Genomic DNA, 23,550 nt, shown 5'->3' with positions numbered 1-23,550 from the left:
CGACGCGGGGCGGCCGCACGGCGGCGGGCCGGGAGTGCTCCCGGCCCGCCGCCGGTCAGTCCGTGCTGGCGCAGACCGCTCTGGCTCAGGCGAGTGCGGTGAACGACGCGTCGCGCACCAGCAGCGTGGTGGCGTCGCCGTCGAGCTGCTGCTCGGGGTCGCTCGAGAGCCCCAGCGACCAGGTCCCGCCGCCCGGCTTCTCCGGCAGCGTGAACTCGACCGTGGTCTCGGACGCGTTCAGCAGCACGGCGACCGAGTCGTCGCCCTGCTCGAGCACGAGCATCACGGCGCGGTTGCCGCCGTCGGCCCAGTCGCCGTCCTCGAAGCCCGCGTTGTCCGCGCGGAGCACGGAGACGGTGGACGCGGAGTGACCCGGCGCGGTGCGGTACCACTCGGGGCGGAGCGCCTCGTGCTGCTGGCGGAACGCGATCGCCGACGTGGTGAAGGCGAGCAGGTCCTGGTCGACCGCGGCCCAGTCGAACCACGAGATCTCGTCGTCCTGGCAGTAGGCGTTGTTGTTGCCGCCCTGCGACCGGGCGATCTCGTCGCCGCCGAGGATCATCGGGACACCGGCCGAGAGCATCAGCGTGCCGAGGAAGTTGCGACGCTGGCGGTCGCGGTAGTCGTTCACCGCGCCGTCGTCCGTCGGGCCCTCGATGCCGCCGTTGAACGACGTGTTGTCGCTCTCGCCGTCGTTGTTGTCCTCGCCGTTCGCTTCGTTGTGCTTCTCGGCGTACATCGTCAGGTCCGCGAGCGTGAAACCGTCATGGGCGGTCACAAAGTCGACCGAGCAGAGCGGCGACCGGCGCGAGCCCTCGTACACGTCGGGGCTGCCGAGGACGCGCTGCACGGCGTCGCCGAGTGCTCCCTCGTCGCCGCGCCAGAACGCGCGCAGGTCGTCGCGGTACTTGCCGTTCCACTCGGACCAGTCGGCCGGGAAGCCACCCACCTGGTAGCCGGCGGTGTCCCACGGCTCGGCGATCATCTTGACCTCGCGGAGCACCGGGTCCTGGTGGATGATGTCGAGGAACGCGGAGTGCTTCTCGGCCTCGCCGTCCTGGCGGGTCAGGGTCGTCGCGAGGTCGAAGCGGAAGCCGTCGACGTGCATCTCCTCGACCCAGTAGCGCAGCGAGTCCATGATCAGGCCGAGCGCGGTCGGGTGGCCGACGTTGAGCGAGTTGCCGGTGCCGGTGGTGTCGAAGTAGTTCGCCTCGTCACCCTCCACGAGCCGGTAGTACGACGCGTTGTCGATGCCCTTGAAGGACAGCGTCGGGCCCATGTGGTTGCCTTCGGCGGTGTGGTTGTAGACGACGTCCATGATGACCTCGAGCCCCGCGGCGTGCAGGGCCTTGACCATCTCCTTGAACTCGACGACCTGCTGGCCGGACGTGCCCGTGGACGAGTACTCGTTGTGCGGCGCGAAGAAGCCGATGGAGTTGTAGCCCCAGTAGTTGCGCAGGCCCTTGTCGACGAGCGTCGAGTCCTGGACGAACTGGTGCGTGGGGAGCAGCTCGACGGCCGTGACCCCGAGGTCGACGAGGTGCTTGATCGCGGCCGGGTGCGCCATGCCGGCGTAGGTGCCGCGGATCTCCTCGGGCACGTCGGGGTGCTGCTTCGTGAAGCCCTTGACGTGTACCTCGTAGAAGACGGTGTCGGCCAGGTCGGTGCCCAGGCGGGTGTCGCCCTGCCAGTCGAAGGAGCGGTCGGCGACGATCGAGCGCGGCATCGCGGAGGCCGAGTCGGTCTCGTCGATCTGCTCGGGCTCGTTCATGTCGTGCCCGAAGAGCGCCTGGCCCCACTCGTACTCGCCGTCGATCGCGGTGGCGTAGGGGTCGAGCAGCAGCTTGGCGCCGTTGTGGCGCAGGCCGTTCGCCGGGTCCCACGCGCCGTGCACGCGGAAGCCGTAGCGGGTGCCGACGGCGACGTCCGGCACGATGTCGTGGAACGTGTAGCCCGTGCGCTGCGTCAGCTCGGTGCGGTGTTCGGTGCCGTCCTCGTCGAAGCGGCAGAACTCGACCCGCTCCGCGGTGCTGGAGAACAGGGCGACGTTGGCGCCGCCGTCGACGAGGGTCACGCCGAGCGGTGTGCGCGAAGAAGTGGTCATGCTCCCAGTTCTACCGACGCGGTGCTGTGTCCGAGGCCCGTCGTCGTACCCCGGCGCGCCGAACGGCCATCCACGACAGGACCAGCGCTCAGCCCGGTCTTGGTTGGCTGGGGGACATGCGTTCCGTCACCGTCGTCATCCCGGTGCTCGACGACGCCGACCAACTCCGGGCCTGCCTGGCCTCCCTCGCCGCGCAGACGGTGCCCCCGACCGAGGTCATCGTCGTGGACAACGGCAGCTCGGACGACAGCGCCGAGGTCGCGCGTGCCGCCGGGGCCGTCGTGCTGCACGAGCCCGTCCGTGGCATCGCCTCCGCCGCCAGCCGGGGCTACGACGCCGCGTCCAGCGAGGTCATCGCCCGGGTCGACTCGGACTCGGTGCTCCCCCGCGACTGGATCGCCCGAGGCGCCGCGTGGTTCGCCGACCCGCTCGTCACGGCGGTCACCGGACCCGGTCGGTTCCGGGACCTCGGCCCCGTGGCCAGGACCGTGTGGCAGGTCGCGTACATGGGGGCGTACTTCACGCTGATGACCGCTGCGCTCGGCCGTCCGCCGCTGTTCGGCTCGAACATGCTGATGCGGCGCTCCGCGTGGCTGGCGATCCGGCACCGGGTGCACGTCGACCCGATGGTGCACGACGACATCGACCTCTCGATCCAGTTCGACCCCACCTGGCGCACCGTCCTCGACCTCGGTCTCGTCGCCTCGGTGTCCAGCTCGCCCGTGCAGGACCCGTGGGGCCTGGTCGTCCGGACCCGCAAGGCCGCGCGGACCATGCGCGTCTCCGGGATGCGGGCGTTCACCCCGGCCCGCATCATGCGCCGCGTGCTCGTCGGCACACGTCCGGTCCGCGTGGTCCGGCAGGCCGACCGGGCACCCGTCCAGCAGGCCGATCCGGCGTCGGTCCAGCAGCCGTGACGCGCGACGACGCCCCGGCCGTGGGCCCCGTCGCCGCGCCGGCCCTGCACTGCATGACCTTCAACGTGCGCCGCCCGATGCCGCACCTCCGCGCCACGCACCCCGACACGTGGACACGGCGAGCCCCGGCCGTCGCAGCGCTGGTCTGGTCCGAAGCACCCCACCTGCTGGCCGTCCAGGAGGCCGTGCCCACCCAGGTGCAGCACCTCACCGCCGCCATGGGGCCGCGGTGGACGGCGGTGGTCGCCGATCGGGACGGGGCCGACGGCACGACAGGCGGCGAGCACGTCGGGGTCGTCGTCGACACCGACCGGCTCCACGTGGGCGCCACGACCACCGTCGCCCTCGGGCCCGACCGCTCCCGGGTCGGCAGCCGTGCCTGGGGTGCGCCCTTCCCCCGCATCGCGGTGCTCGTCGAGCTCGAGGACCAGGTCACCGGCGTCCACTTCGTCGCGCTCGCCACCCACGTCGACCCGTTCTCGCCGCTGGCGCAGGTCCGGTCCGCCCGGCTCGTCGGCGCACTCGTGCGGGAGTCCGGCCTGCCCGCCGTGGTGCTCGCCGACTGGAACGCCGGGGAGCGCTCACCGGCCGCCAGGGTCCTCGCTGCCGAGGGGCTCGACGACACCTGGGACCGCGTGCCCGAACGGGACCGACCCGCGAGCGTCGGCACCTACGCCCACTACCGGGACCCGCGACCGGGTGGCCCCCGCCTGGACCGCGTCCTGGTCACCCGAGACCACCCCGCCGCCCGTGCCGTCGTCGAGCGCGTGGCCGTGTCGACCCGTCGACCCGATGGCGTCTGGCCGTCCGACCACACCCCCGTGCACGCCGTCATCCGATGGGAGACCCCGTGACGAGCATCGTCCGCACCGCAGGACCGACCTTCCTCCGACGCCCCCGCGGCACCGAGTGGGTCGCCGACGTCCTGCGGGTCCTGACCCTCCTCAGCATCCCGCTCGCGACGATCGGCTGGGGACCCATCGCCTTCGCGGTGATGTCCCTGACGCTCTTCGGCGTGGTCGTCCCGCGGATCCTCGGGCTCCGGCCGGGCTTCGACGTCGCGCTGTGCCTGCTCGCCCTGGTCGCCGGGTGGAGCAGCGCCCTGGAGTGGTACACGACCGTCCCCGGCTGGGACAAGCTCATCCACTTCCTGCTCGTCGGTGCGCTCGCCGTGCTCGTGGTCGTGATCGCGTCCGACCTCGGGATCCTGCCCGACGCCACGCGCATGCGCATCGTCGTCGCGGTCGCCGTCTGCGGCACGATCGGCCTGGCGATCGGCGCCGTGTGGGAGATGTTCGAGTGGGTCGGCCACAACTACCTCGACTCCACGATCTTCGTCGGGTACGACGACACGATCGGGGACCTGCTCGCCGACGGGGGTGGCGCCGTGGTCGTCGGCATCGTCGCCCGCTGGTGCGCGTCGGACCGGCGGATCGTCGAGCCGCCCGTCCGGTCCTGGCGTCAGTCCCCCGCGGTGTAGAGCGCCGACATCCGGGCCATCATCCCGCGCGGCACGAACCGGTGCGCACTCGCGATCACCGTGTTGCCGAGGCCCGACACCACGGTCGGACCGCCCGCCCGCGCGAAGGCCCGGAGCCCCACGGCGGCGACCTGCTCGGCGGTCTGCCGTCCGCCCTCGAGCGACGAGCTCCCCGCGGCGTCGAAGAACCCCGTCTCGGTCGGCCCCGGGCAGAGGGCGAGCACGCGGACCCCACGGCCGCGGGTCTCCTGCCAGATCGCCTCGGTCAGGGAGAGCACGAACGCCTTCGTCGCGCCGTAGACGCCCATGCCCGGGGTCGGCTGGAACGCCGCGGTGGAGGCGACCGTCATCACGCCACCGACCCCGCGCGCGAGCATCCCCGGCAGGAACGCGTGCACGAGCCGGGTGACCGCAGTGATGTTCAGCGCGATCTGGGTGCGGTTCCGCTCCTCGGAGTCGTCGGCGAAGTCACCGTGGGACCCGAGGCCGGCGTTGGCGACGACGATGTCCACCCGGCTGCCGGCCAGGGACGTGATGACGTGGTCGACGCCGGCGTCGGTGGACAGGTCCGCGACGAGGACCTCCGCGCGGACCCCGTGGTCACGGCGGACCCGGGCGGCGACCGCCTCGAGCTTGTCGGCCGACCGCGCCACCAGGACGAGGTCGCTGCCGCCTCGGGCGAGTCCGACGGCGAGCGCTTCGCCGATGCCCCCGCTCGCTCCGGTGACGAGGGCGCGGCGGGCACGGAAGGGCTGCTTCTGGGAGGCCATGCACCCTGCCTACACGTCGGGCGGGCGCTTCACTCGGGCGTCGAGACACCCCGACGCAGGATCGCAGCGGCTGCCCGGGCGCGCGGGATGACGACGACGGCGCTCCACAGCCCGAGCCCGGTCCACAGTCCGCAGAGCAGCAGCGTGATGACCCAGCCGTGCTGGTCCCGCATCGACCACGACATCGCGAACCAGAGCACGGCGGTCAGGATCTTGCCCCACCCGGCGACCTGCCGGTCCGCCTGCCCGTGCAGCAGCGGCACCCACTCCGTCGCGGGGACGTCGATCGGCACCCGACCGTCGGAGATCCAGCGCTGCACCGCACTCGCCCGTTCGTAGCCGCCCTCGATGCGCCACGAGCGCAGGAGCAGCACGACGCCGAGCGTCCCGCCGACCGCCGCGGCTGGCACGCCGACGGACACCAGCACGCCCGTGGTCGCTGCGGTCCACGAGGACAGCACGAGCATCACGAACACCAGCGCGAACGCGGCTCCGGAGACGGCGGCCCCGAGGAGCCGGAGTCGACCGGCCTCGTCCACGGCACCCACTCGCGCGCGCGGGGCAGCGGTGGCGCGGATGCGGTCGGCGTCGGTCACGGTGGTCCTGTCGGTTCGGGGGACCCCATGACTACACCGCGCCGCTCGGCGGACGTCGTGCGCCCGACCGTGGACATCCCGGTGCGGCGGCCAGGTCCCGTGGGTAGCGTCGACCACGATCTTGTGAGGAGACCCCATGGCGAAGAACACGAAGCACACCGGTACCAAGGCCCTGCTGCTCGGCATCCTGTCGGGCGGCCGCAGCGCCACCCCGCTCGCACTCCTGGCGCTCAACCGTGACCGCAAGGAGCTGTCCGGCGCCTGGCAGGACTGGCCCGCCTTCCGCACGCCGCTCGGACGCGGCCTGCTCATCGCCGGTGCCGTCGGCGAGATCATCGGTGACAAGCTCCCGATGACCCCGAGCCGCACCGCCGCGACCGGCCTGATCGGCCGCGCCACCTCCGGCGCGTTCGTCGGCATGGCGATCGGCACGACCGGCAAGCGCGACCGCCGGGTCGAGGGCGCGATCCTCGGTGCGATCGGGGCGATCATCGGCAGCTACGTCGGACTGCTCGCCCGCAAGTCGGTCACCAAGACGACCGGCCTGCGCGACCCGCTGGTGGCGCTCGCCGAGGACGCTGCGGTCATCGCCGGCACGTCGAAGGTGCTCACCTCGCGCTGACGCGACCGCATGACGCACCAGGAGGCTCGGCGCACCACGTGCACCGGGCCTCCTGTTGCGTCCCAGGGTCCGTCCAGTGCCCCGCTCAGGCGCGCGCAGTGTGCGCGGCGGCCGTGATGGCCGCGGCGAAGCGGCCGGCGATCGCGTGGTTCGCCGCGGTCGTCGGGTGGATGCCGTCCGTGGAGGTCCCGGGGACCCAGGAGTCGTCACGCTCGCGGTCTGCGGCGAAGGGGTCGGCCTCGTTCCACCCGTGACGGTGTGCGTCGACGACCAGGGCTCGGTCGAACGCGGCGTTGCCCGCACGACGGTCGACACCCCACAGGCTCGTCGTGTGGTCCGAGGGCGGTGCCGCGACCAGGAGCACGTGCGGCGCTGCGACCCGCGCCACCAGGCGGCCGACGTCCCGCAGCGTCGTCGTGGTCGGCACGTGCTGGTTCACGTCGTTCGTGCCCAGCTCGACGACCAGGACGTCCTCGCCGTGCACGACGGGCATACGGGCGAGCACCTGGTCCGAGCGGTACCCGCTGTGGGCGTAGCCGCCGACGGCACGGACGACCGCCTGCGCGGCGGGTGTGGCGGCGAGGTCGCGGAGCCACGACCCGGGCCGTGCGGTGATCGAGTCGCCGGCGTAGGCGAAGGGCACCGCTCGGCCGTCCGCGGCTCCGAGCGCTCCGGTGAGCACCTGGTCCGGGGTGCGCCGGAGCTCGGCGACCCGCGCGGCCACCACCCGGGCGGCCTGCGGACCGGTCACGTCGGCGGTCGACCCGTACGCGGCGACCGCCGGGTGCGCGACGACGAGGGCCGTGGGCACGGCGACCAGGGCAGCGGCCAGCGCAGCGGTGACGAGGACGTGGCGCACGCGCATGGTGGTTCCCGATCGGTCGGAGGGTGTGGGATCACCGTAGGACCGGGCCGGGCGCTGCACGCCGTGGGATCGATGGGAAGGGGCGACGGTTCCTGAAGCACCTCCGAGCAGTGGCTGGGAGGTGCTCCAGACCGCCGGGGGTCACCAGCGCTCGTGCACCGTCGCGCGGAACCAGCGGTCGTACAGGTCACGCACGGTGGCGTCGAGGTCGGCCGGGGTGTCGAGGGACCCCGCCTGGGCGTTCGAGCGGGCCTGCTCGGCGTTGCGAGCACCGGGGATCGCAGCCGTGACACCGTCCTGCGCGATGATCCACGCGAGCGCGGCCTGCGGCACGGAGACGCCATCGGGCAGGGCAGCGGCGAACTCCTGCGCCGCGCGGACGCCGTCCTCGAAGGGGACCCCGCTGAAGGTCTCGCCCTGGTCGAAGGCCTCGCCGTGGCGGTTGTAGGTGCGGTGGTCCTCCGGGGCGAACTCGGTGTCCGTCGTGTACTTGCCGGAGAGCAGCCCCGATGCCAGCGGGACGCGCGCCAGGATGGCGACCCCGGCCTCCCGGGCGGCGGGCAGGACCGCGTCCAGCGGCTTCAACCGGAACGCGTTGAGGATGATCTGGACGCTCGCGACGTTCGGCCGGGCGATCGCGGTGAGCGCCTGGTCGGCGGTCTCGACGCTGACGCCGTAGGCGGCGATCGCGCCGTCGGCGACCAGCGCGTCGAGGGCGTCGTACACGGCGTCGTCGGAGAACACCGCGGTCGGCGGGCAGTGCAGCTGCACCAGGTCGAGCGTGTCCTGCTGCAGGTTCGTCCGCGACCGGTCGACCCAGGTGCGGAAGTTCGCCGCGACGTAGTTGTCGGGCGTCTGCTCGGCGCGACGGCCCATCTTCGTCGTGACGGTGACGCCCGAGCCGGGGTTCGCCTGCAGCCAGCGGCCGATCAGGGCTTCGCTCGTGCCGTCGCCGTACACGTCGGCGGTGTCGAACAGGGTGACGTCGGCCTCGGCGGAGGCGTCCATCACGGCGAAGGCGTCCTCGTCGGCGACGGGACCCCAGTCACCGCCGAACTGCCAGGTGCCGAGACCGATGGAGGAGACTTCGCGGCCGGTACGGCCGAGGGTGCGTCGCTGCATGGGTCCGACGCTAGTCGTCGGTGCCGGGGTGCTCGTGCGGTCAGCGGCTGAACAGGCCGGCGGTCGCCAGGCGCACCCGGCGTCTGGCCTGCTCCTGGTCGTCGCCGAAGCGGTCGACGCCCCAGGACAGCGTGGTGAGCAGCTCGAAGACGTCCTCGGCGCTCGCCGTGTCCGTCGCGCTGCCCTGCGTCCGTGCGCGCTGCAGGAACACGTCCGTGCGCGCTGTCAGTCGGGCGCAGACGTCCTGCACGGGCGACTCGTCGTCCCCGATGGCGCTGGCGATGCAGGTCGGCAGGTTCTGCCAGATGCGGAGCTGCCAGGTGACGCGGGCCATCCACTCGTGCAGGGCGTCGTCGGCCGGCAGCGACTCGAGCTCGCGCGACTCGTCGAGGACCGCGTGGACGCTGTCGTCCATCACGGCGGCGAGCAGGTCGTCCCTGGTCGGGAAGTTCCGGTACAACGTCGCGTTGCCGACCCCAGCCGCGGTGGCGATGCCGTCGATCGGGGCGAGGATGCCGTCGGTCTCGAAGACCTGTCGTGCCGCCGCGGTGATCGCCTCGCGGTTCCGGCGGGCATCGGCGCGCAGGGGCTTCGCGGTCGTCGACGTCACGGCACACCTCACTTGACTCAAGTGGGGACTATCCCCACATAATGATCCGGGGAGCATCCCCGCTTCCGCAACCAACCTACAGGAGTGACCATGACTGAGCGACTCGACGGCCGGACCGTGCTCGTGACCGGAGCGAACGGAGGCCTCGGCGAGGAGTTCGTCCGCCAGGCCCTGGAACGCGGCGCGACGAAGGTCTACGCCACCGCACGGTCCCCGCGGCAGTGGGACGACGAGCGCGTGGTGCCGCTCGTGCTCGACCTGACCGACGGGGAGTCGATCGCCGCCGCGGCGCGGACCGCGACCGACGTGGACCTGCTCGTCAACAACGCGGCGATCGCCCCGGCGTCGGACACGTCCATCGCGGCCGCGCACGACGACGTCCTCCGGTCGGTGTTCGAGACGAACGTCTTCGGCACGATGCGCGTCTCCGGGGCGTTCGCGCCCGTGCTCGCGGCGAACGGCGGCGGTGCCGTGGTGAACGTGCTCTCCGCCGCAGCCTGGATCCCGCTCCCCACCGTGTACGCGGCGTCGAAGGCGGCAGCGTGGTCCGCGACGAACGGCCTGCGGACCGAGCTGGCCGGCCAGGGCACCACCGTCACGGGCGTGCTCGTCGGCATGATCGACACGGCGATGGGCGCCCGCTTCGACGTCCCGAAGGTCAGCCCGTCGAGCGTGGTGGCGCAGTCGCTCGACGGCGCGGTGACCGGGGCGTACGAGGTGCTCGCCGACGACGACACCCGGATGGTGAAGGGGCTGCTGAGCCGCCCGGCGGAGGACCTCGGCGCCGCGACCGCACAGGCCATGGCGGCCATCGCCTCCTGACCGACGACATGACGGATCCGGTCGGCGATCCCGCGGGATCGTCGACCGGATCCGTCAACGCTGGATCCGGGATCCGCTGTCCTCAGCGGATCCCGGTCATGTCACTCGTGCAGGCCGGCGAGCTCCTGGAACTCGTCGTCGGTGAGCTCGACCGTGGCACCGGCGAGGTTGTCCTCGAGGTGCGCGACGCTCGACGTGCCGGGGATCGGCAGCATCACCGGGGAGCGCTTGAGCAGCCACGCCAGGGCGACCTGTGCGGGCGTGGCCTGCTTGCGTTCGGCGAGCTCGGTCAGCGGGGAGTCCTCGCCGGTCAGGCCACCGGTCGCGAGCGGGAACCACGGGATGAAGCCGATGCCCTGCTCCTCGGACCAGTCGAGCAGCGCCTCGGAGGACCGGTCGGTGAGGTTGTAGAGGTTCTGCACCGAGACGATCGTCGCGATCTCCTGCGCGGCTTTGACCTCGTCGACGGAGACCTCGGACAGGCCGATGTGGCGGACCTTGCCCTCGTCCTGCAGCTTCTTCAGCTCACCGATCTGGTCCTCGAGCGGGACCTTCGGGTCGATGCGGTGCAGCTGGAACAGGTCGATGCGCTCCAGACCGAGGCGGCGGAGGCTCATCTCGGCTTCCTGACGCAGGTACTCCGGGCGGCCCACCGGCGGCCACTCGTTCGGGCCGGTGCGGGTCAGGCCGGCCTTGGTCGCGATGACGACGTCGTCGCCGTACGGGTGCAGGGCCTCCTTGAGGAGCTCCTCGGCGACGTAGGGGCCGTAGGAGTCGGCGGTGTCGAAGAAGTTCACGCCGAGCTCGACGGCGCGCTTGAGGACGCGGATCGCCTCGTCGTGGTCCTTCGGCGGTCCCCAGACCCCGGGGCCGGTGAGCTGCATGGTGCCGTAGCCGAGGCGGTTGACCTCGAGGTCGCCACCGATGCGGAAGGTGCCGGAGGCGTCGGCCGGACGTGTCGTGGTGTCGCTGTTCGTCATCACTCCGGTGTACGCCGTCTCCGCGAACGCACGGTGAGCAACCGGCGACGTCCTGTCCCCCGACGTCAGCGTGTCGGGCGCGGGTACGGCGTCTCGCCGCGGTCGAGCATGGCGACGAGCTTGGCCAGCCGGGCCGCGCGGGTCGCGGGGTTGGGCGCGGTCATGACGCGGTGCAGCACGGCGTACCGGTTCGTGGCGTCGAGCTCGGCGAAGAGGGCGGCGGCAGCGGGTGCGGCGTCGAGCGCGGCGGTGAGGTCGTCGGGCACCGTGGCGGTCGCCGACCCGGCGTAGGCACGGTCCCACCGGCCGTCGGTCTTCGCGCGGTCGATCTCGGCCTGCCCGCGCTCCCGCATCCGCCCCTGCGCGACGAGCGTCGCCACCAGGCCGATGTTCCGCTCCGACCACAGCGAGGCCTTCCGCCGCGGCGTGAACCGCTGCAGGAAGGTCGCCGCGTCGTTGCTGCGCTTCTGCCCGTCGATCCAGCCGGAGCAGAGCGCCTCGTCGAGGGCCTGCGCGTACGTCAGGGTCGTGGGCTCCGTCGTGCCCTTCTTGGCGAGGGCGAGCCAGACGCCGTCGGAGTCGTCCTCGTGCTCGTCGAGCCAGGCGCGCCAGGCCGCGGTGTCGGCGACGACGAACGGCTCGATGTCCATGCCGGTCATCGTAGGACGGGGCGTGCCGCTGGGTCAGACCCAGCGCGCGTCTCACACCCAGTGCGGCTGCGCGAACACCCCGTCCGGGTCGGCCTGCTCGGCGATGCGGTGCAGCCGCGAGGTGTTCACGTCGAAGTACGCCGACGGGTCCGTGATCGCCGCGTCGCAGTAGTTCGCGTACGCAGCGTCACCCCATGCCGGGCGCATCGCGGCGCGGAAGCCGCGCACGTACTGGTCGAACGGTGCCGGGTCCGCGCCGTTCGCGAACACGGCCGTGTACTGCACCGTGTACAGCGCCGAGCGCCACGGGAAGGGGGTGTCGGTCCGGCCGACGTCCGCCACGACACCGCCGAGGGCGTCGAGGGACACCCCGCCCTCCGTCATGCCGGCGACCGATCCGGACCGCTCGGCCTGCTGCACGAGGACCGCGACCTGCGCGTCCGTCAGTGCCGTCGTGCCGATCGAGGACGTCGCCGCCTCGGACACCCGCACCGGCTTGCCGGCGAGCTGCTGCATCGCCTGGCCGTACGTCAGTTCATCCGCGGTGTGCCGGGTCGGCGTCGCACCGGTCGCGGCGATGAAGCCGTCGACCGAGGCGTCGGCGCCGGACTTCGCACCGGTCCACACGCCGGTCACCGTGACGGAAGGGCCACCGGTGTGCCGTGCGCCGCCCAGGAGCTTCAGCGTCGACCACAGCTGCCGGTCCGCCGTCGGCGCCCAGTCCTGCCACGCGCGCACCACCGCAGCGGCGGCCGACCAGGGGAAGGAGATGCTGAAGAGCAGGACGGGAGGCGCGGGCTGGGTCCGGAACGTCAGGCTCGTCACGACGCCCGCCGTCCCGCCGCCCCCACCGCGGCAGGCCCAGAACAGGTCCGGTTCCCGGGACGACGAGACCTCGTGCACGGCACCGTCAGCCGTGACGATCGTGGCGCCGGTGAGCTGGTCCGAGGTCAGGCCGAACGAGCGGACGAGCACGCCGACACCCCCGCCGAGCGTCAGGCCGCCGATGCCGACGGTGGGGCAGGACCCCGAGCCGATCGCCCGACCGGCCTCCGCCAGGGCGGCGTAGACGTCGGCGAGCTGCGCGCCGGGGCCGATCGTCACGGACTCCCCCGACACCTCGACGTCGTCGAGCCCCGCGGTGCTGATCACGAGCGATCGTGGGACGTCCGTGCCGGCAGCGCCGCCGGCCGACCAGCCCGTGTACGAGTGCCCGCCGGCGCGGAGTGCGACCGGCGTGCGGGTGTTCCGGGCGAAGGCGAGCCCGGCGACGACGTCGTCGGCGTTCGCCACCCGGAGGATGCCCTGCGGGTCGGCGTCGTCGTACCGGGGGTTCTCGAGCACGCGTGCCGCGTTCCATCCCCGGGCGCCCGACCGCAGCACCGCCCCCGTGGTCGCCGCGGCCAGGGCGTCCCAGCTGTCCGGACCGGAGCCCGTCGGCGGGGCGCTCGCGCTCGTGCTGGGCACCGGCGTGCCACTCGCTCCCGAGGTCGTCGTGCCGGACGGTCTCGGTGCCGGGGACCCTCCGCTGCAGGCGGCCAGGACCCCGGCGATGCCGAGTCCCACACCCCCGGCGATGAGTCCCCTGCGTGTGGTCGTGCTCCCCGATGGTTCCGTCACGGGACCTGTCTACCCCGCGGTGGAGCTGATCCGGACGGCGTCGGCCCAGGCGCGGACCCACTCCGGCAGCGCCCGGTCGGAGGGAGCGCCCCCGACGGCGTCGAGCAGCTCGGCGGATGCCACGCTGCCCCCGGCGGTCCGGAGGAACCGGGCCTGCACGACCGCTCGGGCGACGACGGTCCCGCGCCGGACGAAGGTCTGCTCGATGTACGTGGCGCGCTCGTCCACGCCGAGCACCCGCGTGACCAGGTCGAACCGCTGCCCGAGCGTCAGCGACCGCTTGTACGTGATCGTCTGTGCAGCCACCACCGGGTACCAGCCCCGTCGGGTGAGGTCGCCCCAGAACCCTGACCGGATCATCAGGTCGAGCCGCCCGAGGTCGAGCAGCGCCAGGTACCTTGCGTTGTTCATGTGCCGGAGCGGGTCGAGGTCGGTCAGGGTCACCCGGAACGGGGTCCGCGCCTCGTCCCACAGCGACCGCCGCCGCGCTCGCCGGGTGCGGAGGTGCAGGAGCAGCAGACGGAAGTACAGGTTCACCCCCTGATCAGACCAGGTCGGTCGTGCCGGTCCCCGTCCCTTGGAGGAACCACACGATGCGGGGCCGCTCGTGACGGGTACGACCGGTGCCTCCCTCCAACCCGGGTGCGCGGAGTAGACCGGGAGACATGCAGACACGCAAGCTCAGTGACCTCGAGGTCGGCCCGATCGGCCTCGGAACGATGGGGATGAGCGCCTTCTACACCGGCGCCGGCACGGACGACGACGAGTCGGTCCGCACCATCCACCGCGCGATCGACCTCGGTGTGACGCTCTTCGACACCGCCGAGGCGTACGGCCCCTACACGAACGAGGAGCTCCTCCGCCGGGCCCTCGCCGACCGCCGCGACGACGTCGTCATCGCGACGAAGTTCGGCCTCATCACCCACGAGGCCGGGGAGACCACCCCCGCCCGCGGCCGCGGCATCAGCTCCGCGCCGGAGTCCGTGCGGGAGGCCCTCGAGGGCTCGCTCCGCCGCCTCGGCACCGACCACATCGACCTCTACTACCAGCACCGCGTCGACCCGGCGGTCCCGATCGAGGACGTCATCGGCCAGCTCGCCGAGTTCGTCCAGGAGGGCAAGATCCGCCACATCGGGCTCTCCGAGGCGAGCGCCGCGACGATCCGCAAGGCGAACGCCGTCCACCAGATCACGGCCCTCCAGAGCGAGTACTCCCTCTGGACGCGCGACCCCGAGGGCGACGTGCTCGACACCCTCCGCGAGCTCGGCATCGGCCTGGTCCCCTACTCGCCGCTCGGCCGCGGGTTCCTCACCGGCACGATCACGAAGCCCTCGGACCTCGACGCCGACGACTTCCGCTCGGCGAACCCCCGCTTCCAGCAGGAGGCCTTCGAGACGAACATGCGCATCGTCGACGAGGTCAAGCACGTCGCGGACGAGGTCGGCGGCACCCCTGCCCAGGTCGCCCTCGCGTGGCTGCTCGCCCAGGGCGACGACGTCGTGCCGATCCCCGGCACGAAGCGCGTCTCCCGCCTCGAGGAGAACGTCGCCGCGGCTGACCTCACCCTGAGTGCGGAGCAGGTCGAGCGCCTCTCGGCGCTGCCCGCCCCGACCGGTGACCGCTACCCCGACATGTCGAGCATCGACCGCTGACGCAACCCGACGGCGGACAGGAGGCTCCCCACCGGACACGGACGAGCCTCCTGTCCGTCACACGTCGGTGGCGAAACCGGCCGCGCGGAGCTGCAGGTCCTCGATCCGGCGGAGCCGGGCGGCGTCGACGTCGAAGCCCTCGTAGGCCAGCGGCGGGGTCTTCAGGACGTTCGCCGAGCACTGGAAGTCCTGGCACACGAGCGTCCCGACGGTGTTGCCGTTGCGCCCGGCCGGGCCGGACCGCTTGGCGCTGTAGAACACCACGTCGTTCGGCAGCCGGACGTCCTGGCACCACGAGCACTGGGCCCGGGATCGCGGTGAGGCCTCGGCCTGCCGGAGCAGCACGCCGATCAGGTCGCCTTCGAGGGTCGGCACGACGACGGACGCGCGACGAGAGCTCTTCGGGTCGCGCCACCCGAGGAAGTCGAGCGCGTCCCAGTCCAGGGTCGCGAAGTCGGCGGGCAGCGTCAGGTCACTCGTCTCCCTGCGGGAGGCGTTGACGAAGGACGCGCGGATGGTCTTCTCGCTGATGGGCAGCATGGTGAGCCGTTCTGTGGTGCCACCCGGGGCGCTCGTGCGCCGCACCGGGCGGGTGTTCTGGGAGGGGACGACGACTGGGGCCACGTCGACGACGTGACCCGGGGCGTCAGGCCCTGATGCCGGCGTGGACGCCGACGACCTCCTCGGAACGGTTGCTCACGGGACCAGCCTACGAGGCGGTGTCAAGACGGACGGTCCGCGCCGTCAGGGCGTGAGGCATCAGGGCGTCGCGGTGAGCAGGACGAGCGAGCCGTCGTGGGACGGGCGGACGCGGAGCGCGCCGTGGCGGTCGTCCCAGGCGCCGGACTCGAGCGCGGTGCGGAGCGCGGCGACCGAGCGGGCGGCGCTCATCTCGTCGACGAGCCCCCAGGCGTCGTCGGCTCGACGCGCTGCGGGGTCGAGCAGCCGCTCGGGTCGGCCGTAGTAGGCCTCGGAGAACCCGTCGACGCACGTGAAGGGGATCGGCACGCGGGTCGTGGTGACGTCCCCGCCGAGGGCGTCGGCGAGGCGGTCGAGGGCCGGGTGGCGGCGGGCGTCGGCGGCCGTCACCTCGGGGGCGTACTCGGCGAGCCAGGAGTCCTGGATCCGGGCGGGGTCCCGCGTCAGCACGACGACCGGGCCACGCGTCACGCGCCGCATCTCGGCCAGTCCACGCTCCAGGTCCTCCCATCGGGGGATGGTGAACGCGGTCATCGCAGCGTCGAACGTGTCATCGGGGAAGGGCAGGGCGCCGGACGCCGGCTCCAGCGTGGTGACGTCCCGGTCGTGCGGCTCGTACGACACGGCACCGGGACCGACGTGCAGCACCGAGCGGGCGTCCCCGAGTGCGACCTTGAGCGCCCGGGCGAAGGCGGGTTCCGGGCGGCGCCACCGGGTGCTGTCCACGCCGGTGCTGTCCTGGTCGGCGGTGCCCGCCGTTCCGTCCGCGCGCCTGGTCACGCGGCTCAGCCTACGGCGACCACTAGGGTCGGCACATGGTCGCCGCCTCGGGTTTCAGCTTCGTCTTCGTCCTCTACGGCCTGCTCGTGCTCGCCGTCGTCGTGCTCGTGATCGCGCTCATCGTGCTGTCCGTCGCGGCGATCCGCGTGCTCCGGCTGTCCGCGCAGGAACGGGAGTTGCGCATCGAGCAGCTCCGAGCCGCCGTGCTCGATGCCGGCGACGAGGACCCGACCGCCATCTGACCGGACGCCCGCGCGGCCCGTCGGAACCGCGCGCGCGGACCGGGACCGGACGCCGGTGCCGGACGCCGCACAACCGGGATCGGCTCGCGCCGCCGAACTCCGTGGCGCGAGCCGATCCCGGTTGTGCGGAGCCGGCCGGAACCACGCCCGTGCCTGCCGGAACCGTACGCCCGGCGGCCGGAACCGCGCGCGGGGCGGCCGGGACAGCACCGGGCGGCGCGGACTGCTCAGTCGACCGACTCGGACTCCGTGGCCCGGGCCGCGGCGAGCTGCTCCGCGCGCTCCGTCGCCGCCCATGTCCCGAGGAGCGCGAGCGAGCGCTCGGACTCCGACCCGGGCTCGGCGCTGTACGTGAACATCGTCAGGCCCTGGTCAGCGACCAGGTCGAGCGCCTCGTAGTCCAGGTCGAGTGCGCCCACGACCGGGTGGCTGATCCGCTTCTTGCCGGTGCGGTGCAGGCGGACGTCGTGCTCGGCCCACCAGGAGCGGAACTCCTCGCTGCGGGTGGAGAGCTCCCCGACGAGCGTCACGAGCCCGGGCTCGCACGGGTTGGCGACGGCCGCGGCGCGCAGGATCGCGACGGAGTCCCGCGCGGTCTGGGACCAGTCGACGAAGAACGTCCGCGCGGCGGGGTCGAGGAACGTGAAGCGGGCGGTGTTCACCGGGCGACCGGGTCCGGCGAACATCGGCGCGTACAGGGCACGGCCGAGCTCGTTCGCCGCGAGGACGTCCCCGCGCTCGTTCCGCACCCACGCCGGCGCTCCGGTGATGGCGTCGAGGAGTCGTTGCACGCCGGGACGGATCCGGGTCGGCATGGTCTTGTGCATGGTCTTCACGCCGGAGTTCGCGAGCCGGGCGAGGTCCCACAGGTGGGTGCGCTCGTCCTCGTCGAGCTGCAGTGCCCGCGCCAGCCCCTCGAGCACGCTGTCGGAGACGCCCTTCAACGTGCCGCGCTCGAGCCGCGTGTAGTAGTCCACGCTGACGCCCGCGAGCATCGCGACCTCGTGCCGCCGCAGCCCGGGCACCCGACGGACCCCACCGCCGAACGACGGCATGCCCGCCTGCTCTGGCGAGATCCGAGCCCGCCGCGTGGACAGGAAGTCGCGGATCTCCCCGCGCACGTCGATACCCATGCGGCCCAGGCTACGTCCTGGTCCCGAGAGCGAGACAGGCACTGGTCGTACCTGGCCGCTCAGGGGCACCTGGCCGACACGACGAGAGCGGGTGACCTCTCGATCACCCGCTCCCGTCGACCAGTGTGTGGCTACTTGTGCAGGCGCCCCGACAGTGCGGTCGTGGTGCCGTTGGTGTAGCCGGCCTTCTTGGCGGTGACGGTGACCGTCAGTCGCAGGCCGACGTCCTTCGACGTCGTCGTGTAGGTCGACTTCGTCGCCCCGGCGATGGCCTTCCCGTCACGCGACCACGCGTAGCTGAAGGTGACCCCGCTCGCGTTCCACGTCCCGGGCTTCGCGGTGATGGTCCGGCCGACCTGCCACGACCCGGAGACGGTCGCACTGCTGCCCGCCTTCAGGGCGAGCTTCGGCGTGGGTGCGACGACCGTGATGGTGGCCCGGGCCTCCCGGCCGGAACCAGCGCCGACGGCGGACACGGTGATCGCACCGAGGTCGGCGTCGGCCGGGACCTGCAGGGTCCCGGCGACCGCGCCGCTCGACCCGGCGACGGCCGTGTCGATGACCGTCGTGCCGGAGCGGAACGTGACGCCTTCGCCCTGACGGAAGCCCGTGCCCGTGAGCAGGACCGTCGTGCCCGTCGTGCCCGACGTCACCTTCGTGACGGAGGTGCCGAGCGCCACCGGGGTGGCCGCGGCGGTCCGCTCGGCGCAGACGTCGCCCTGCTTCCCGACCGGCGCGATCGCCTTCGCCGGCGCCGTGACGCCGTCGTCCTCGCGGACGGTCAGGGTGGTGAACGCGGACGCGCCCATGACGGCGTTGCTGGTGTTCGTGACGCTCACCTTCAGGGCGGAGCTGGGCGTCGCCGAGGCGACCGTGTTGCCGGCCGTCGGCACGGTGACCGCACGGCAGGTCTCGCCCGGTGCGAAGGTCACGCGCTCCATGCCGACGCCGACCGTGCCGGTCGCCGATCCGAGGACGCTGACGTACGCGGTGACCGGACGGGAGTCGGCACGCGACAGCGAGACGGCGACGTCGGCGGTGCCGGGGCCGGCGCCCTCCTCCACCGCGGTGGGGGCGACGTTGACCGTGGTGCGCGTCTGGGCGACGGCGGTGCCGACGCTCGGGGTGTCGAACGCCAGGTCGGACAGGTAGACCCCGCCCGTCCCGGTGCCGTCGGCGCCGACGCCCGCGGTGAAGCGGACTTCGCGGACGTCGGTGAGGTCGAGCCCGGTCATCGACGCCGTGGGGATCGTCAGCTGCTGCAGGACGATCTTGTTCAGCGTCGTGTTCGTGCCACCGGGCATCCGGTTGACGGCGAGCGGGTTGACCGCCGAGGCGGCGGTGGACCAGCTGCCGCCGGAGCCGTCGAGGACCGTGATCCGGAAGTCGGTACCGGTGGGCACGGCCTCGTCGGGGGCGGTCTTCACCGTCAGCTGGCTGCTGCCGGAGACGTTGCGTGCGGACGCGGGGACCGAGACGCGGAGTTCACCGGTGCTCGGGGCCGCGGGGTCGGTGGTCGACGCTCCGGTCCAGAGGAACCGGGTGGTCGGGTACGTCGGCACGTTCGGCGCGAAGGAACCGGGCGTCCAGTGCGGGACCTGTGCCGACCCCTTCGTGGTGGCGCAGAACGGGTTCGACTGGGGCAGCGTGCGACCGGTCAGGTTGGTGCAGACCGCGGCGGTCGCACTGCCGACGGTGCGGGTGAGGGAGCTCGACGAGGCGAAGTCGGTCACGAGCTGCGTCTTCGAGGTGGGCTGCGCGGCCATCGTCCGGACGTCGGCGAACGGCGTCGCGGTCGTGGTGGGCTTGACCGATCCGTCGAACATGGGCTGGAACTGGGTCTCGCCGCCCATGGTCAGGCGGAAGAAGCCGGTCATGTAGCTGACACCGACCTGGTACTCCTGCGCAGCGGTCAGGCGGGTCGAACTGGTGGTGGCACACGTCGACGTGGTGTCGTTGACGTTCCAGTCGTCGCCCGTGGCGGCCGGGTACAGACCGGGCGTCCACACCGTGTTGAAGAAGTTGTGGTTCGCGCCCATCACCCACACCGCGGACCGGAGGACCTCGTCACCGAAGGCGTGCCGGGAGTCGTCGATGAAGTGCTGCCCCTGCTGGTTCGACACGTCGCCGTCGCAGTAGGGCAGGAACACGGCGGTCGGGACGTCCGGCAGCGTCATGCGGCCGAAGTCGACCGGCGCGAGCGGCAGGACCGCCTCGATGCCGTACGGCTTCGGGAGCGCCTGGTTGAGGGTCGCGGCCGAGACCACGCCCTCACCGCCGCGGGAGTGGCCCATGATGCCGACGTGCGTCAGGTCGAAGCGACCCTTGAGCGAGGCGGCGGTGACACCAGCGTCGGCGGCGGGCTGGTCGGCGCGGGTCGTGGCGCGGACGAGCGCGTCGTCGAGGGTGCGTGTCGTCGTCGTGCTCGGGTTCGCGGTGGTCGCCGTGGTGACGTCGTCGTAGGACACGGGCGTCCCGGCGTCGGCCTTGCCGAGCATCCCCAGCGTGTCCAGGATGAGCTGACCGCGGGCCTCGGCACCGTAGTCGAGCGCGAGCTGGTTGTCGTTCGAGTTCACGGCGTTCGCGGCGATGGACACCACGTTGTAGCCGCGGGTGGCGAGCGCACGCGCGGTGCCCTCGTAGCCGAGGTACGAGCGGACGTTCATCTGCGTCGGACCGCACGGCCAGCGCAGCGGGTTCGCGCCGGTGCCGGAGCAGGAGGTGTGCCGTCCGTGCAGGAGCACGACGGTCGGCCGCTCCCCGGCGGCACTGGTCAGGTACATCTTCCCGGTGAGTTCACCGCGGATGCCGCCGATCGCCGCGAGCGGGACCGCCTGGTCGCCGAAGTCGTACTCGGCCTCCGTCACCGTGTAGGCGCCGGGTGCCGACGGGTCCTCCACGGCCTCGGCCGTCGCGAGCGACTTCATCTGCCGCTTGAGGGTGCGGTTCTCCGGCACGGGCGGGGTGACCGGGACCGACGTCGTCTCGGTCGCCTTGTCGGCGTCGCCGCTCGACCAGGCCTTGGTGACGTCCGTCGCCCTGGCGACGGACGGGTCGGCGGTGAGGACCTGGAGGGTCTTCCCGTCCGCCGACTCGGTGGCGAGGCCGATCGGCTCGCCGTCCACGACGAGCGTGGGGGCGTCGTCGACCATCGGCAGGGGTGCGTCGAGGTCGAGGGACACGAGGTACCCGCCAGGAGCGGTCGTGACGTCCCAGTCGCTGCCGGAGGCGACGACGGGGTCAGGGGTCGGTGCCGCGAACGCAGGGACTGCGGTCAGGGCGAGGGCGGGAGTCAACGTGGCGGTGATCGCCAGTGCAGCGAGTCGACTCCGGGAAGGGGTTCTGGACAAGGGGCTCCTCGTGTGAAGGGTTTCTCATGAGGAAGCTTGGAGCCAGCTGCGGGTCTGCTCGCGGTCGGAAACGGTCTCGTAACGAACCATTGACGGCCGGGAAACACAGCAGGTGTCGGTCAGCCGCAGAACGCAGACGACCGTCTGGACGGGGCTGCGGACGGGCACGGTCCCGCGGGATCGCACAGCACACACCGGACGAGGGGCGTTGCATGGAGCCATGACCGACACCACCTGGTTCATCACCGGCTGCTCCACCGGGCTCGGACGCGCGTTCGCCGAGGCCGTCCTCGCTGCGGGCGGCAACGTCGTCGTCACCGCGCGTGACGCCTCCCGCGTGCAGGACATCGCCGACACCGCCCCCGACCGCGCACTCGCCCTGGCGCTCGACGTCACCGACCCCGCTGCCGTCACGGCCGCGGTCGCCGCCGCCGAGGAGCGCTTCGGCCGCGTCGACGTGCTCGTGAACAACGCCGGCTACGGCTACCGCGCCGCCGTCGAGGAGGGCGAGCCCGAGGCCGTCCAGACCCTCTTCGACACCCACGTCCACGGCCCGACGGGGCTGATCCGCGCCGTGCTGCCCGGGATGCGTGCCCGCGGGACGGGCACGATCGTCAACATCTCGTCGATCGGCGCCCGCATCTCGCCCGAGGGCTCCGGGTACTACTCAGCGGTCAAGGCCGCGCTCGAGGCCCTGTCGCTCTCGCTCCGCAAGGAGCTCGCGCCGCTCGGCATCGACGTCATGGTCGTCGAACCCGGCGGGTTCCGCACGGACTTCGCGGGCCGGTCGCTGACGCAGTCCGCCACGCCGATCGAGGCCTACGCCGACACCGCCGGCAAGCGCCGGATCGAGCACGACACCGCGCACGGCACGCAGGCGGGTGACCCGGCGAAGGCCGCGCAGGCGCTCATCACCGCGGTCGAGGCCGACCAGACGCCGTTCATGCTGCTCCTCGGCAACGACGCGTCGGACGGCTTCCGCGCCGCGCTGGACGCGCTGCGCGCCGAGGTCGACGCGTGGGAGTCGGTCAGCCGGAGCACCGACTTCTAGCGGCCCGGCTGCTCAGGTCCCATCTGCCGGACGGGAGGCTCGTGGCGGCGCCGCATCTGGGGCCACGCCGGCCGGTTCCGGACCGACGCGCCAGCGGCGGGTCGGCCGTGACCGGTGGGGAGCCTCCCGTCCGTCATCTGGTCGCGATCGTGACGCTGGCGACGCGGTGACCGTCCATGGCGGTCACCTCGAGGCGGTGGTCGCCGACCTCGACGACGTCGCCCACGGCGGGGACGCGGTCCAGGTGCACCTGCACCAGGCCGCCGACCGTCTCGTAGTCGCCGTCGGGCAGGGCCGGTCCGCCGTCGGCGTGCAGGTCCTCGAGGACGGTCGCGCCGTCCACGCCGTCGCCGTCGGACACCGGGGCGTCGTACTCGTCACGGATGCGCCCGACGAGGTCCTCGAGCAGGGCCTCGAGCGTGACCATCCCGGCGCTGCCGCCGTACTCGTCGACGACCAGGGCGATCTGCTGCCCGGCGGTCCGCATCGCGGTGATCGTGCTCGAGAGCGACTTCGTCTCCGGGAACGCGGGGACCGGTCGGGTGATCGTGGCGACCGGTGCGGCAGGGTCCTCCGGTCGGAGGAGGTCGCGGAGGTGCACGAAGCCCGTGACCTCGTCACGCGAGCCGCCTGTGACGACGTAGCGGGTGTGGCCGAGGTCGAGCGCTCGGTCGGTCGCCTCGGCGATCGTGAGGTCGTCCTCGAGCGTGGCCACGTCGAACCACGGCCGCATGGACTCGCGGAGGATCCGCCCCTGGGCGTCGAGGGCGCTCCGAGCGATGCGCCGACCCTGTTCGTCGATGGCGCTGTGGTCGGACACCAGGCCGCGGAGCTCCTCGGTGCTCATCGACTCGCTGCGGGCGTGCGGGTCGCCGCCGAGCAGCCGGACGACCGCGTTCGTGCTCGCGGACAGCAGCCAGATCACGGGGCGCATCAGGACCGCGAAGCGCTCGAGGGTCGGGGCGACGGCCAGCGAGAACCCCTCGGCGCGCTGCAGGGCCAGACGCTTCGGCACGAGTTCGCCGAGGACGAGCGAGAGGTAGGCGATGACGAGCGTCATCGCGACCAGTGCGACGGTCTCGGCTGGGGCCTGGGACAGCCCGAGGCCCTGGAACACCGGGGCGACGTCGGGGGCGATCGAGGACGCACCGTACGCGGCGGAGAAGAAGCCGGCGACCGTCACGCCGATCTGCACGGCGGACAGGAAGCGGTTCGGGTCACGGCCGAGTGCGGCGACACGGGCGCCGCGGGCGCCGCGGTGTTCGAGCTGCTGGAGCTGGGACTCGCGGAGGGAGACGAGGGCGATCTCGGCGGCGGCGAACACCCCGCCGACCAGGACGAAGACGACGACGAGGGCGAAGGCGATCCAGGTGTCGGCGCCCATCAGCGGTGCGGGTCGGTGTCGAGGAGCGGGCTCGGACTTCGGGGGTCATCCATGCCTGTGAGCCTGCACAGGCCAGCTGGGCGATGGCCGCGGTGGTGCTG

The 23,550-nt window shown here is 72.6% G+C and carries 23 protein-coding genes; 8 read left to right on the top strand and 15 right to left on the bottom strand.

The genetic code is table 11. The features are described from left to right. Positions 1–85: 85 nt before the first annotated feature. Entirely contained in the window at positions 86–2,104 is a 2,019-nt protein-coding gene (gene glgX, locus OVA28_RS03630; protein WP_268095789.1) for a glycogen debranching protein GlgX, read from the bottom strand. A 116-nt stretch (positions 2,105–2,220) separates the two neighbouring features. Here glgX and OVA28_RS03625 point away from each other — a divergent pair, with 116 nt between their 5' ends. The 3 genes from OVA28_RS03625 to OVA28_RS03615 are packed head-to-tail and all read left to right on the top strand — an operon-like array spanning position 2,221 to position 4,501. Continuing rightward, positions 2,221–3,021 (top strand): glycosyltransferase family 2 protein, encoded by an 801-nt coding sequence (locus OVA28_RS03625; protein WP_268095788.1) that lies wholly within the window; start codon positions 2,221–2,223, stop codon positions 3,019–3,021. Beyond that, positions 3,018–3,875, top strand: a complete 858-nt coding sequence (locus OVA28_RS03620) for an endonuclease/exonuclease/phosphatase family protein (protein ID WP_268095787.1) — start codon at positions 3,018–3,020, stop codon at positions 3,873–3,875. The genes OVA28_RS03625 and OVA28_RS03620 overlap by 4 nt, the downstream gene beginning before the upstream one ends. Further along, complete coding sequence (locus OVA28_RS03615; protein WP_268095786.1) at positions 3,872–4,501, top strand: hypothetical protein; 630 nt, start codon at positions 3,872–3,874, stop codon at positions 4,499–4,501. The genes OVA28_RS03620 and OVA28_RS03615 overlap by 4 nt, the downstream gene beginning before the upstream one ends. On the opposite strand, the gene OVA28_RS03610 is transcribed toward OVA28_RS03615, so the two are convergent. Continuing rightward, a complete protein-coding gene (locus OVA28_RS03610) occupies positions 4,483–5,271 on the bottom strand; it encodes an SDR family NAD(P)-dependent oxidoreductase (RefSeq protein ID WP_268095785.1) in 789 nt (262 codons plus the stop codon). The two genes, OVA28_RS03615 and OVA28_RS03610, sit on opposite strands and share 19 nt — an antisense overlap. Positions 5,272–5,300: 29 nt before the next feature. After that, entirely contained in the window at positions 5,301–5,867 is a 567-nt protein-coding gene (locus OVA28_RS03605) for a hypothetical protein (RefSeq protein ID WP_194659514.1), read from the bottom strand. A gap of 136 nt (positions 5,868–6,003) precedes the next feature. Between OVA28_RS03605 and OVA28_RS03600 the strand changes: the two genes are divergently transcribed. Then, positions 6,004–6,489 carry a DUF4126 family protein gene (locus OVA28_RS03600; protein WP_194659513.1) on the top strand — a complete coding sequence of 162 codons (486 nt, stop codon included), beginning with the start codon at positions 6,004–6,006 and terminating at the stop codon, positions 6,487–6,489. Positions 6,490–6,574: 85 nt separating this feature from the next. On the opposite strand, the gene OVA28_RS03595 is transcribed toward OVA28_RS03600, so the two are convergent. From OVA28_RS03595 to OVA28_RS03585, 3 genes are all read right to left on the bottom strand, one after another. Next, positions 6,575–7,354: an SGNH/GDSL hydrolase family protein gene (locus OVA28_RS03595; RefSeq protein WP_268095784.1), complete on the bottom strand. Its 780-nt coding sequence runs from the start codon at positions 7,352–7,354 to the stop codon at positions 6,575–6,577. A gap of 141 nt (positions 7,355–7,495) precedes the next feature. Next, entirely contained in the window at positions 7,496–8,476 is a 981-nt protein-coding gene (locus OVA28_RS03590; protein WP_268095783.1) for an aldo/keto reductase, read from the bottom strand. A gap of 40 nt (positions 8,477–8,516) precedes the next feature. After that, positions 8,517–9,086 carry a TetR/AcrR family transcriptional regulator gene (locus tag OVA28_RS03585; protein WP_268095782.1) on the bottom strand — a complete coding sequence of 190 codons (570 nt, stop codon included), beginning with the start codon at positions 9,084–9,086 and terminating at the stop codon, positions 8,517–8,519. Between the two features lie 90 nt (positions 9,087–9,176). On the opposite strand from OVA28_RS03585, the gene OVA28_RS03580 reads away from it, so the two are divergent. Beyond that, entirely contained in the window at positions 9,177–9,908 is a 732-nt protein-coding gene (locus OVA28_RS03580; RefSeq protein WP_268095781.1) for an SDR family oxidoreductase, read from the top strand. Positions 9,909–10,009: 101 nt separating this feature from the next. On the opposite strand, the gene OVA28_RS03575 is transcribed toward OVA28_RS03580, so the two are convergent. The 4 genes from OVA28_RS03575 to OVA28_RS03560 form a co-directional block, all read right to left on the bottom strand. After that, positions 10,010–10,888 carry an aldo/keto reductase gene (locus OVA28_RS03575; protein WP_071269498.1) on the bottom strand — a complete coding sequence of 293 codons (879 nt, stop codon included), beginning with the start codon at positions 10,886–10,888 and terminating at the stop codon, positions 10,010–10,012. 65 nt (positions 10,889–10,953) lie between these two features. Next, on the bottom strand, positions 10,954–11,547 hold the full coding sequence (locus tag OVA28_RS03570; protein WP_442780758.1) for a YdeI/OmpD-associated family protein: 594 nt from the start codon (positions 11,545–11,547) through the stop codon (positions 10,954–10,956). A gap of 42 nt (positions 11,548–11,589) precedes the next feature. Next, entirely contained in the window at positions 11,590–13,005 is a 1,416-nt protein-coding gene (locus tag OVA28_RS03565; protein ID WP_268095779.1) for an FAD-binding oxidoreductase, read from the bottom strand. Between the two features lie 162 nt (positions 13,006–13,167). Further along, complete coding sequence (locus OVA28_RS03560) at positions 13,168–13,695, bottom strand: acyl-CoA thioesterase (RefSeq protein ID WP_268095778.1); 528 nt, start codon at positions 13,693–13,695, stop codon at positions 13,168–13,170. A gap of 128 nt (positions 13,696–13,823) precedes the next feature. Between OVA28_RS03560 and OVA28_RS03555 the strand changes: the two genes are divergently transcribed. Then, positions 13,824–14,810 (top strand): aldo/keto reductase, encoded by a 987-nt coding sequence (locus OVA28_RS03555; RefSeq protein ID WP_268095777.1) that lies wholly within the window; start codon positions 13,824–13,826, stop codon positions 14,808–14,810. Positions 14,811–14,867: 57 nt separating this feature from the next. Here the strand turns inward: OVA28_RS03555 and OVA28_RS03550 are convergent, their stop codons facing one another. Together OVA28_RS03550 and OVA28_RS03545 are read right to left on the bottom strand one after the other, a co-directional pair. Further along, positions 14,868–15,350, bottom strand: a complete 483-nt coding sequence (locus tag OVA28_RS03550; RefSeq protein ID WP_268098147.1) for an FBP domain-containing protein — start codon at positions 15,348–15,350, stop codon at positions 14,868–14,870. A 219-nt stretch (positions 15,351–15,569) separates the two neighbouring features. Beyond that, positions 15,570–16,289, bottom strand: a complete 720-nt coding sequence (locus OVA28_RS03545; protein ID WP_268095776.1) for a methyltransferase domain-containing protein — start codon at positions 16,287–16,289, stop codon at positions 15,570–15,572. A 35-nt stretch (positions 16,290–16,324) separates the two neighbouring features. Between OVA28_RS03545 and OVA28_RS03540 the strand changes: the two genes are divergently transcribed. Then, positions 16,325–16,531 (top strand): hypothetical protein, encoded by a 207-nt coding sequence (locus OVA28_RS03540; protein ID WP_268095775.1) that lies wholly within the window; start codon positions 16,325–16,327, stop codon positions 16,529–16,531. Between the two features lie 227 nt (positions 16,532–16,758). Here OVA28_RS03540 and OVA28_RS03535 read toward each other — a convergent pair whose 3' ends face one another. Together OVA28_RS03535 and OVA28_RS03530 are read right to left on the bottom strand one after the other, a co-directional pair. Next, positions 16,759–17,664: a helix-turn-helix transcriptional regulator gene (locus OVA28_RS03535; protein ID WP_194659502.1), complete on the bottom strand. Its 906-nt coding sequence runs from the start codon at positions 17,662–17,664 to the stop codon at positions 16,759–16,761. Positions 17,665–17,795: 131 nt separating this feature from the next. Then, on the bottom strand, positions 17,796–21,014 hold the full coding sequence (locus tag OVA28_RS03530; RefSeq protein WP_268095774.1) for a hypothetical protein: 3,219 nt from the start codon (positions 21,012–21,014) through the stop codon (positions 17,796–17,798). Positions 21,015–21,234: 220 nt separating this feature from the next. Here OVA28_RS03530 and OVA28_RS03525 point away from each other — a divergent pair, with 220 nt between their 5' ends. After that, entirely contained in the window at positions 21,235–22,065 is an 831-nt protein-coding gene (locus OVA28_RS03525) for an oxidoreductase (RefSeq protein ID WP_268095773.1), read from the top strand. A gap of 133 nt (positions 22,066–22,198) precedes the next feature. Here the strand turns inward: OVA28_RS03525 and OVA28_RS03520 are convergent, their stop codons facing one another. Continuing rightward, positions 22,199–23,449 (bottom strand): hemolysin family protein, encoded by a 1,251-nt coding sequence (locus tag OVA28_RS03520; protein ID WP_268095772.1) that lies wholly within the window; start codon positions 23,447–23,449, stop codon positions 22,199–22,201. Between the last annotated feature and the right edge of the window lie 101 nt (positions 23,450–23,550).

This window comes from Curtobacterium sp. SL109 (genome assembly GCF_026672405.1).
In the GTDB taxonomy this organism is placed as follows: Bacteria; Actinomycetota; Actinomycetes; order Actinomycetales; family Microbacteriaceae; genus Curtobacterium.
Note: the sequence above shows the minus strand (reverse complement) of the source record. Positions and strands in the feature narration are given on the sequence as shown.

What these genes read in the sequence shown, in the direction of transcription:
- OVA28_RS03570 (WP_442780758.1), bottom strand. Translation starts at nt 11,547, where the DNA reads ATGACCGGCATGGACATCGAGCCGTTCGTCGTCGCCGACACCGCGGCC.
- OVA28_RS03555 (WP_268095777.1), top strand. Translation starts at nt 13,824, where the DNA reads ATGCAGACACGCAAGCTCAGTGACCTCGAGGTCGGCCCGATCGGCCTC.
- glgX (WP_268095789.1), bottom strand. Translation starts at nt 2,104, where the DNA reads ATGACCACTTCTTCGCGCACACCGCTCGGCGTGACCCTCGTCGACGGC.
- OVA28_RS03550 (WP_268098147.1), bottom strand. Translation starts at nt 15,350, where the DNA reads ATGCTGCCCATCAGCGAGAAGACCATCCGCGCGTCCTTCGTCAACGCC.
- OVA28_RS03535 (WP_194659502.1), bottom strand. Translation starts at nt 17,664, where the DNA reads ATGGGTATCGACGTGCGCGGGGAGATCCGCGACTTCCTGTCCACGCGG.
- OVA28_RS03610 (WP_268095785.1), bottom strand. Translation starts at nt 5,271, where the DNA reads ATGGCCTCCCAGAAGCAGCCCTTCCGTGCCCGCCGCGCCCTCGTCACC.
- OVA28_RS03575 (WP_071269498.1), bottom strand. Translation starts at nt 10,888, where the DNA reads ATGACGAACAGCGACACCACGACACGTCCGGCCGACGCCTCCGGCACC.
- OVA28_RS03625 (WP_268095788.1), top strand. Translation starts at nt 2,221, where the DNA reads ATGCGTTCCGTCACCGTCGTCATCCCGGTGCTCGACGACGCCGACCAA.
- OVA28_RS03520 (WP_268095772.1), bottom strand. Translation starts at nt 23,449, where the DNA reads ATGGGCGCCGACACCTGGATCGCCTTCGCCCTCGTCGTCGTCTTCGTC.
- OVA28_RS03540 (WP_268095775.1), top strand. Translation starts at nt 16,325, where the DNA reads ATGGTCGCCGCCTCGGGTTTCAGCTTCGTCTTCGTCCTCTACGGCCTG.
- OVA28_RS03580 (WP_268095781.1), top strand. Translation starts at nt 9,177, where the DNA reads ATGACTGAGCGACTCGACGGCCGGACCGTGCTCGTGACCGGAGCGAAC.
- OVA28_RS03600 (WP_194659513.1), top strand. Translation starts at nt 6,004, where the DNA reads ATGGCGAAGAACACGAAGCACACCGGTACCAAGGCCCTGCTGCTCGGC.
- OVA28_RS03525 (WP_268095773.1), top strand. Translation starts at nt 21,235, where the DNA reads ATGACCGACACCACCTGGTTCATCACCGGCTGCTCCACCGGGCTCGGA.
- OVA28_RS03595 (WP_268095784.1), bottom strand. Translation starts at nt 7,354, where the DNA reads ATGCGCGTGCGCCACGTCCTCGTCACCGCTGCGCTGGCCGCTGCCCTG.
- OVA28_RS03590 (WP_268095783.1), bottom strand. Translation starts at nt 8,476, where the DNA reads ATGCAGCGACGCACCCTCGGCCGTACCGGCCGCGAAGTCTCCTCCATC.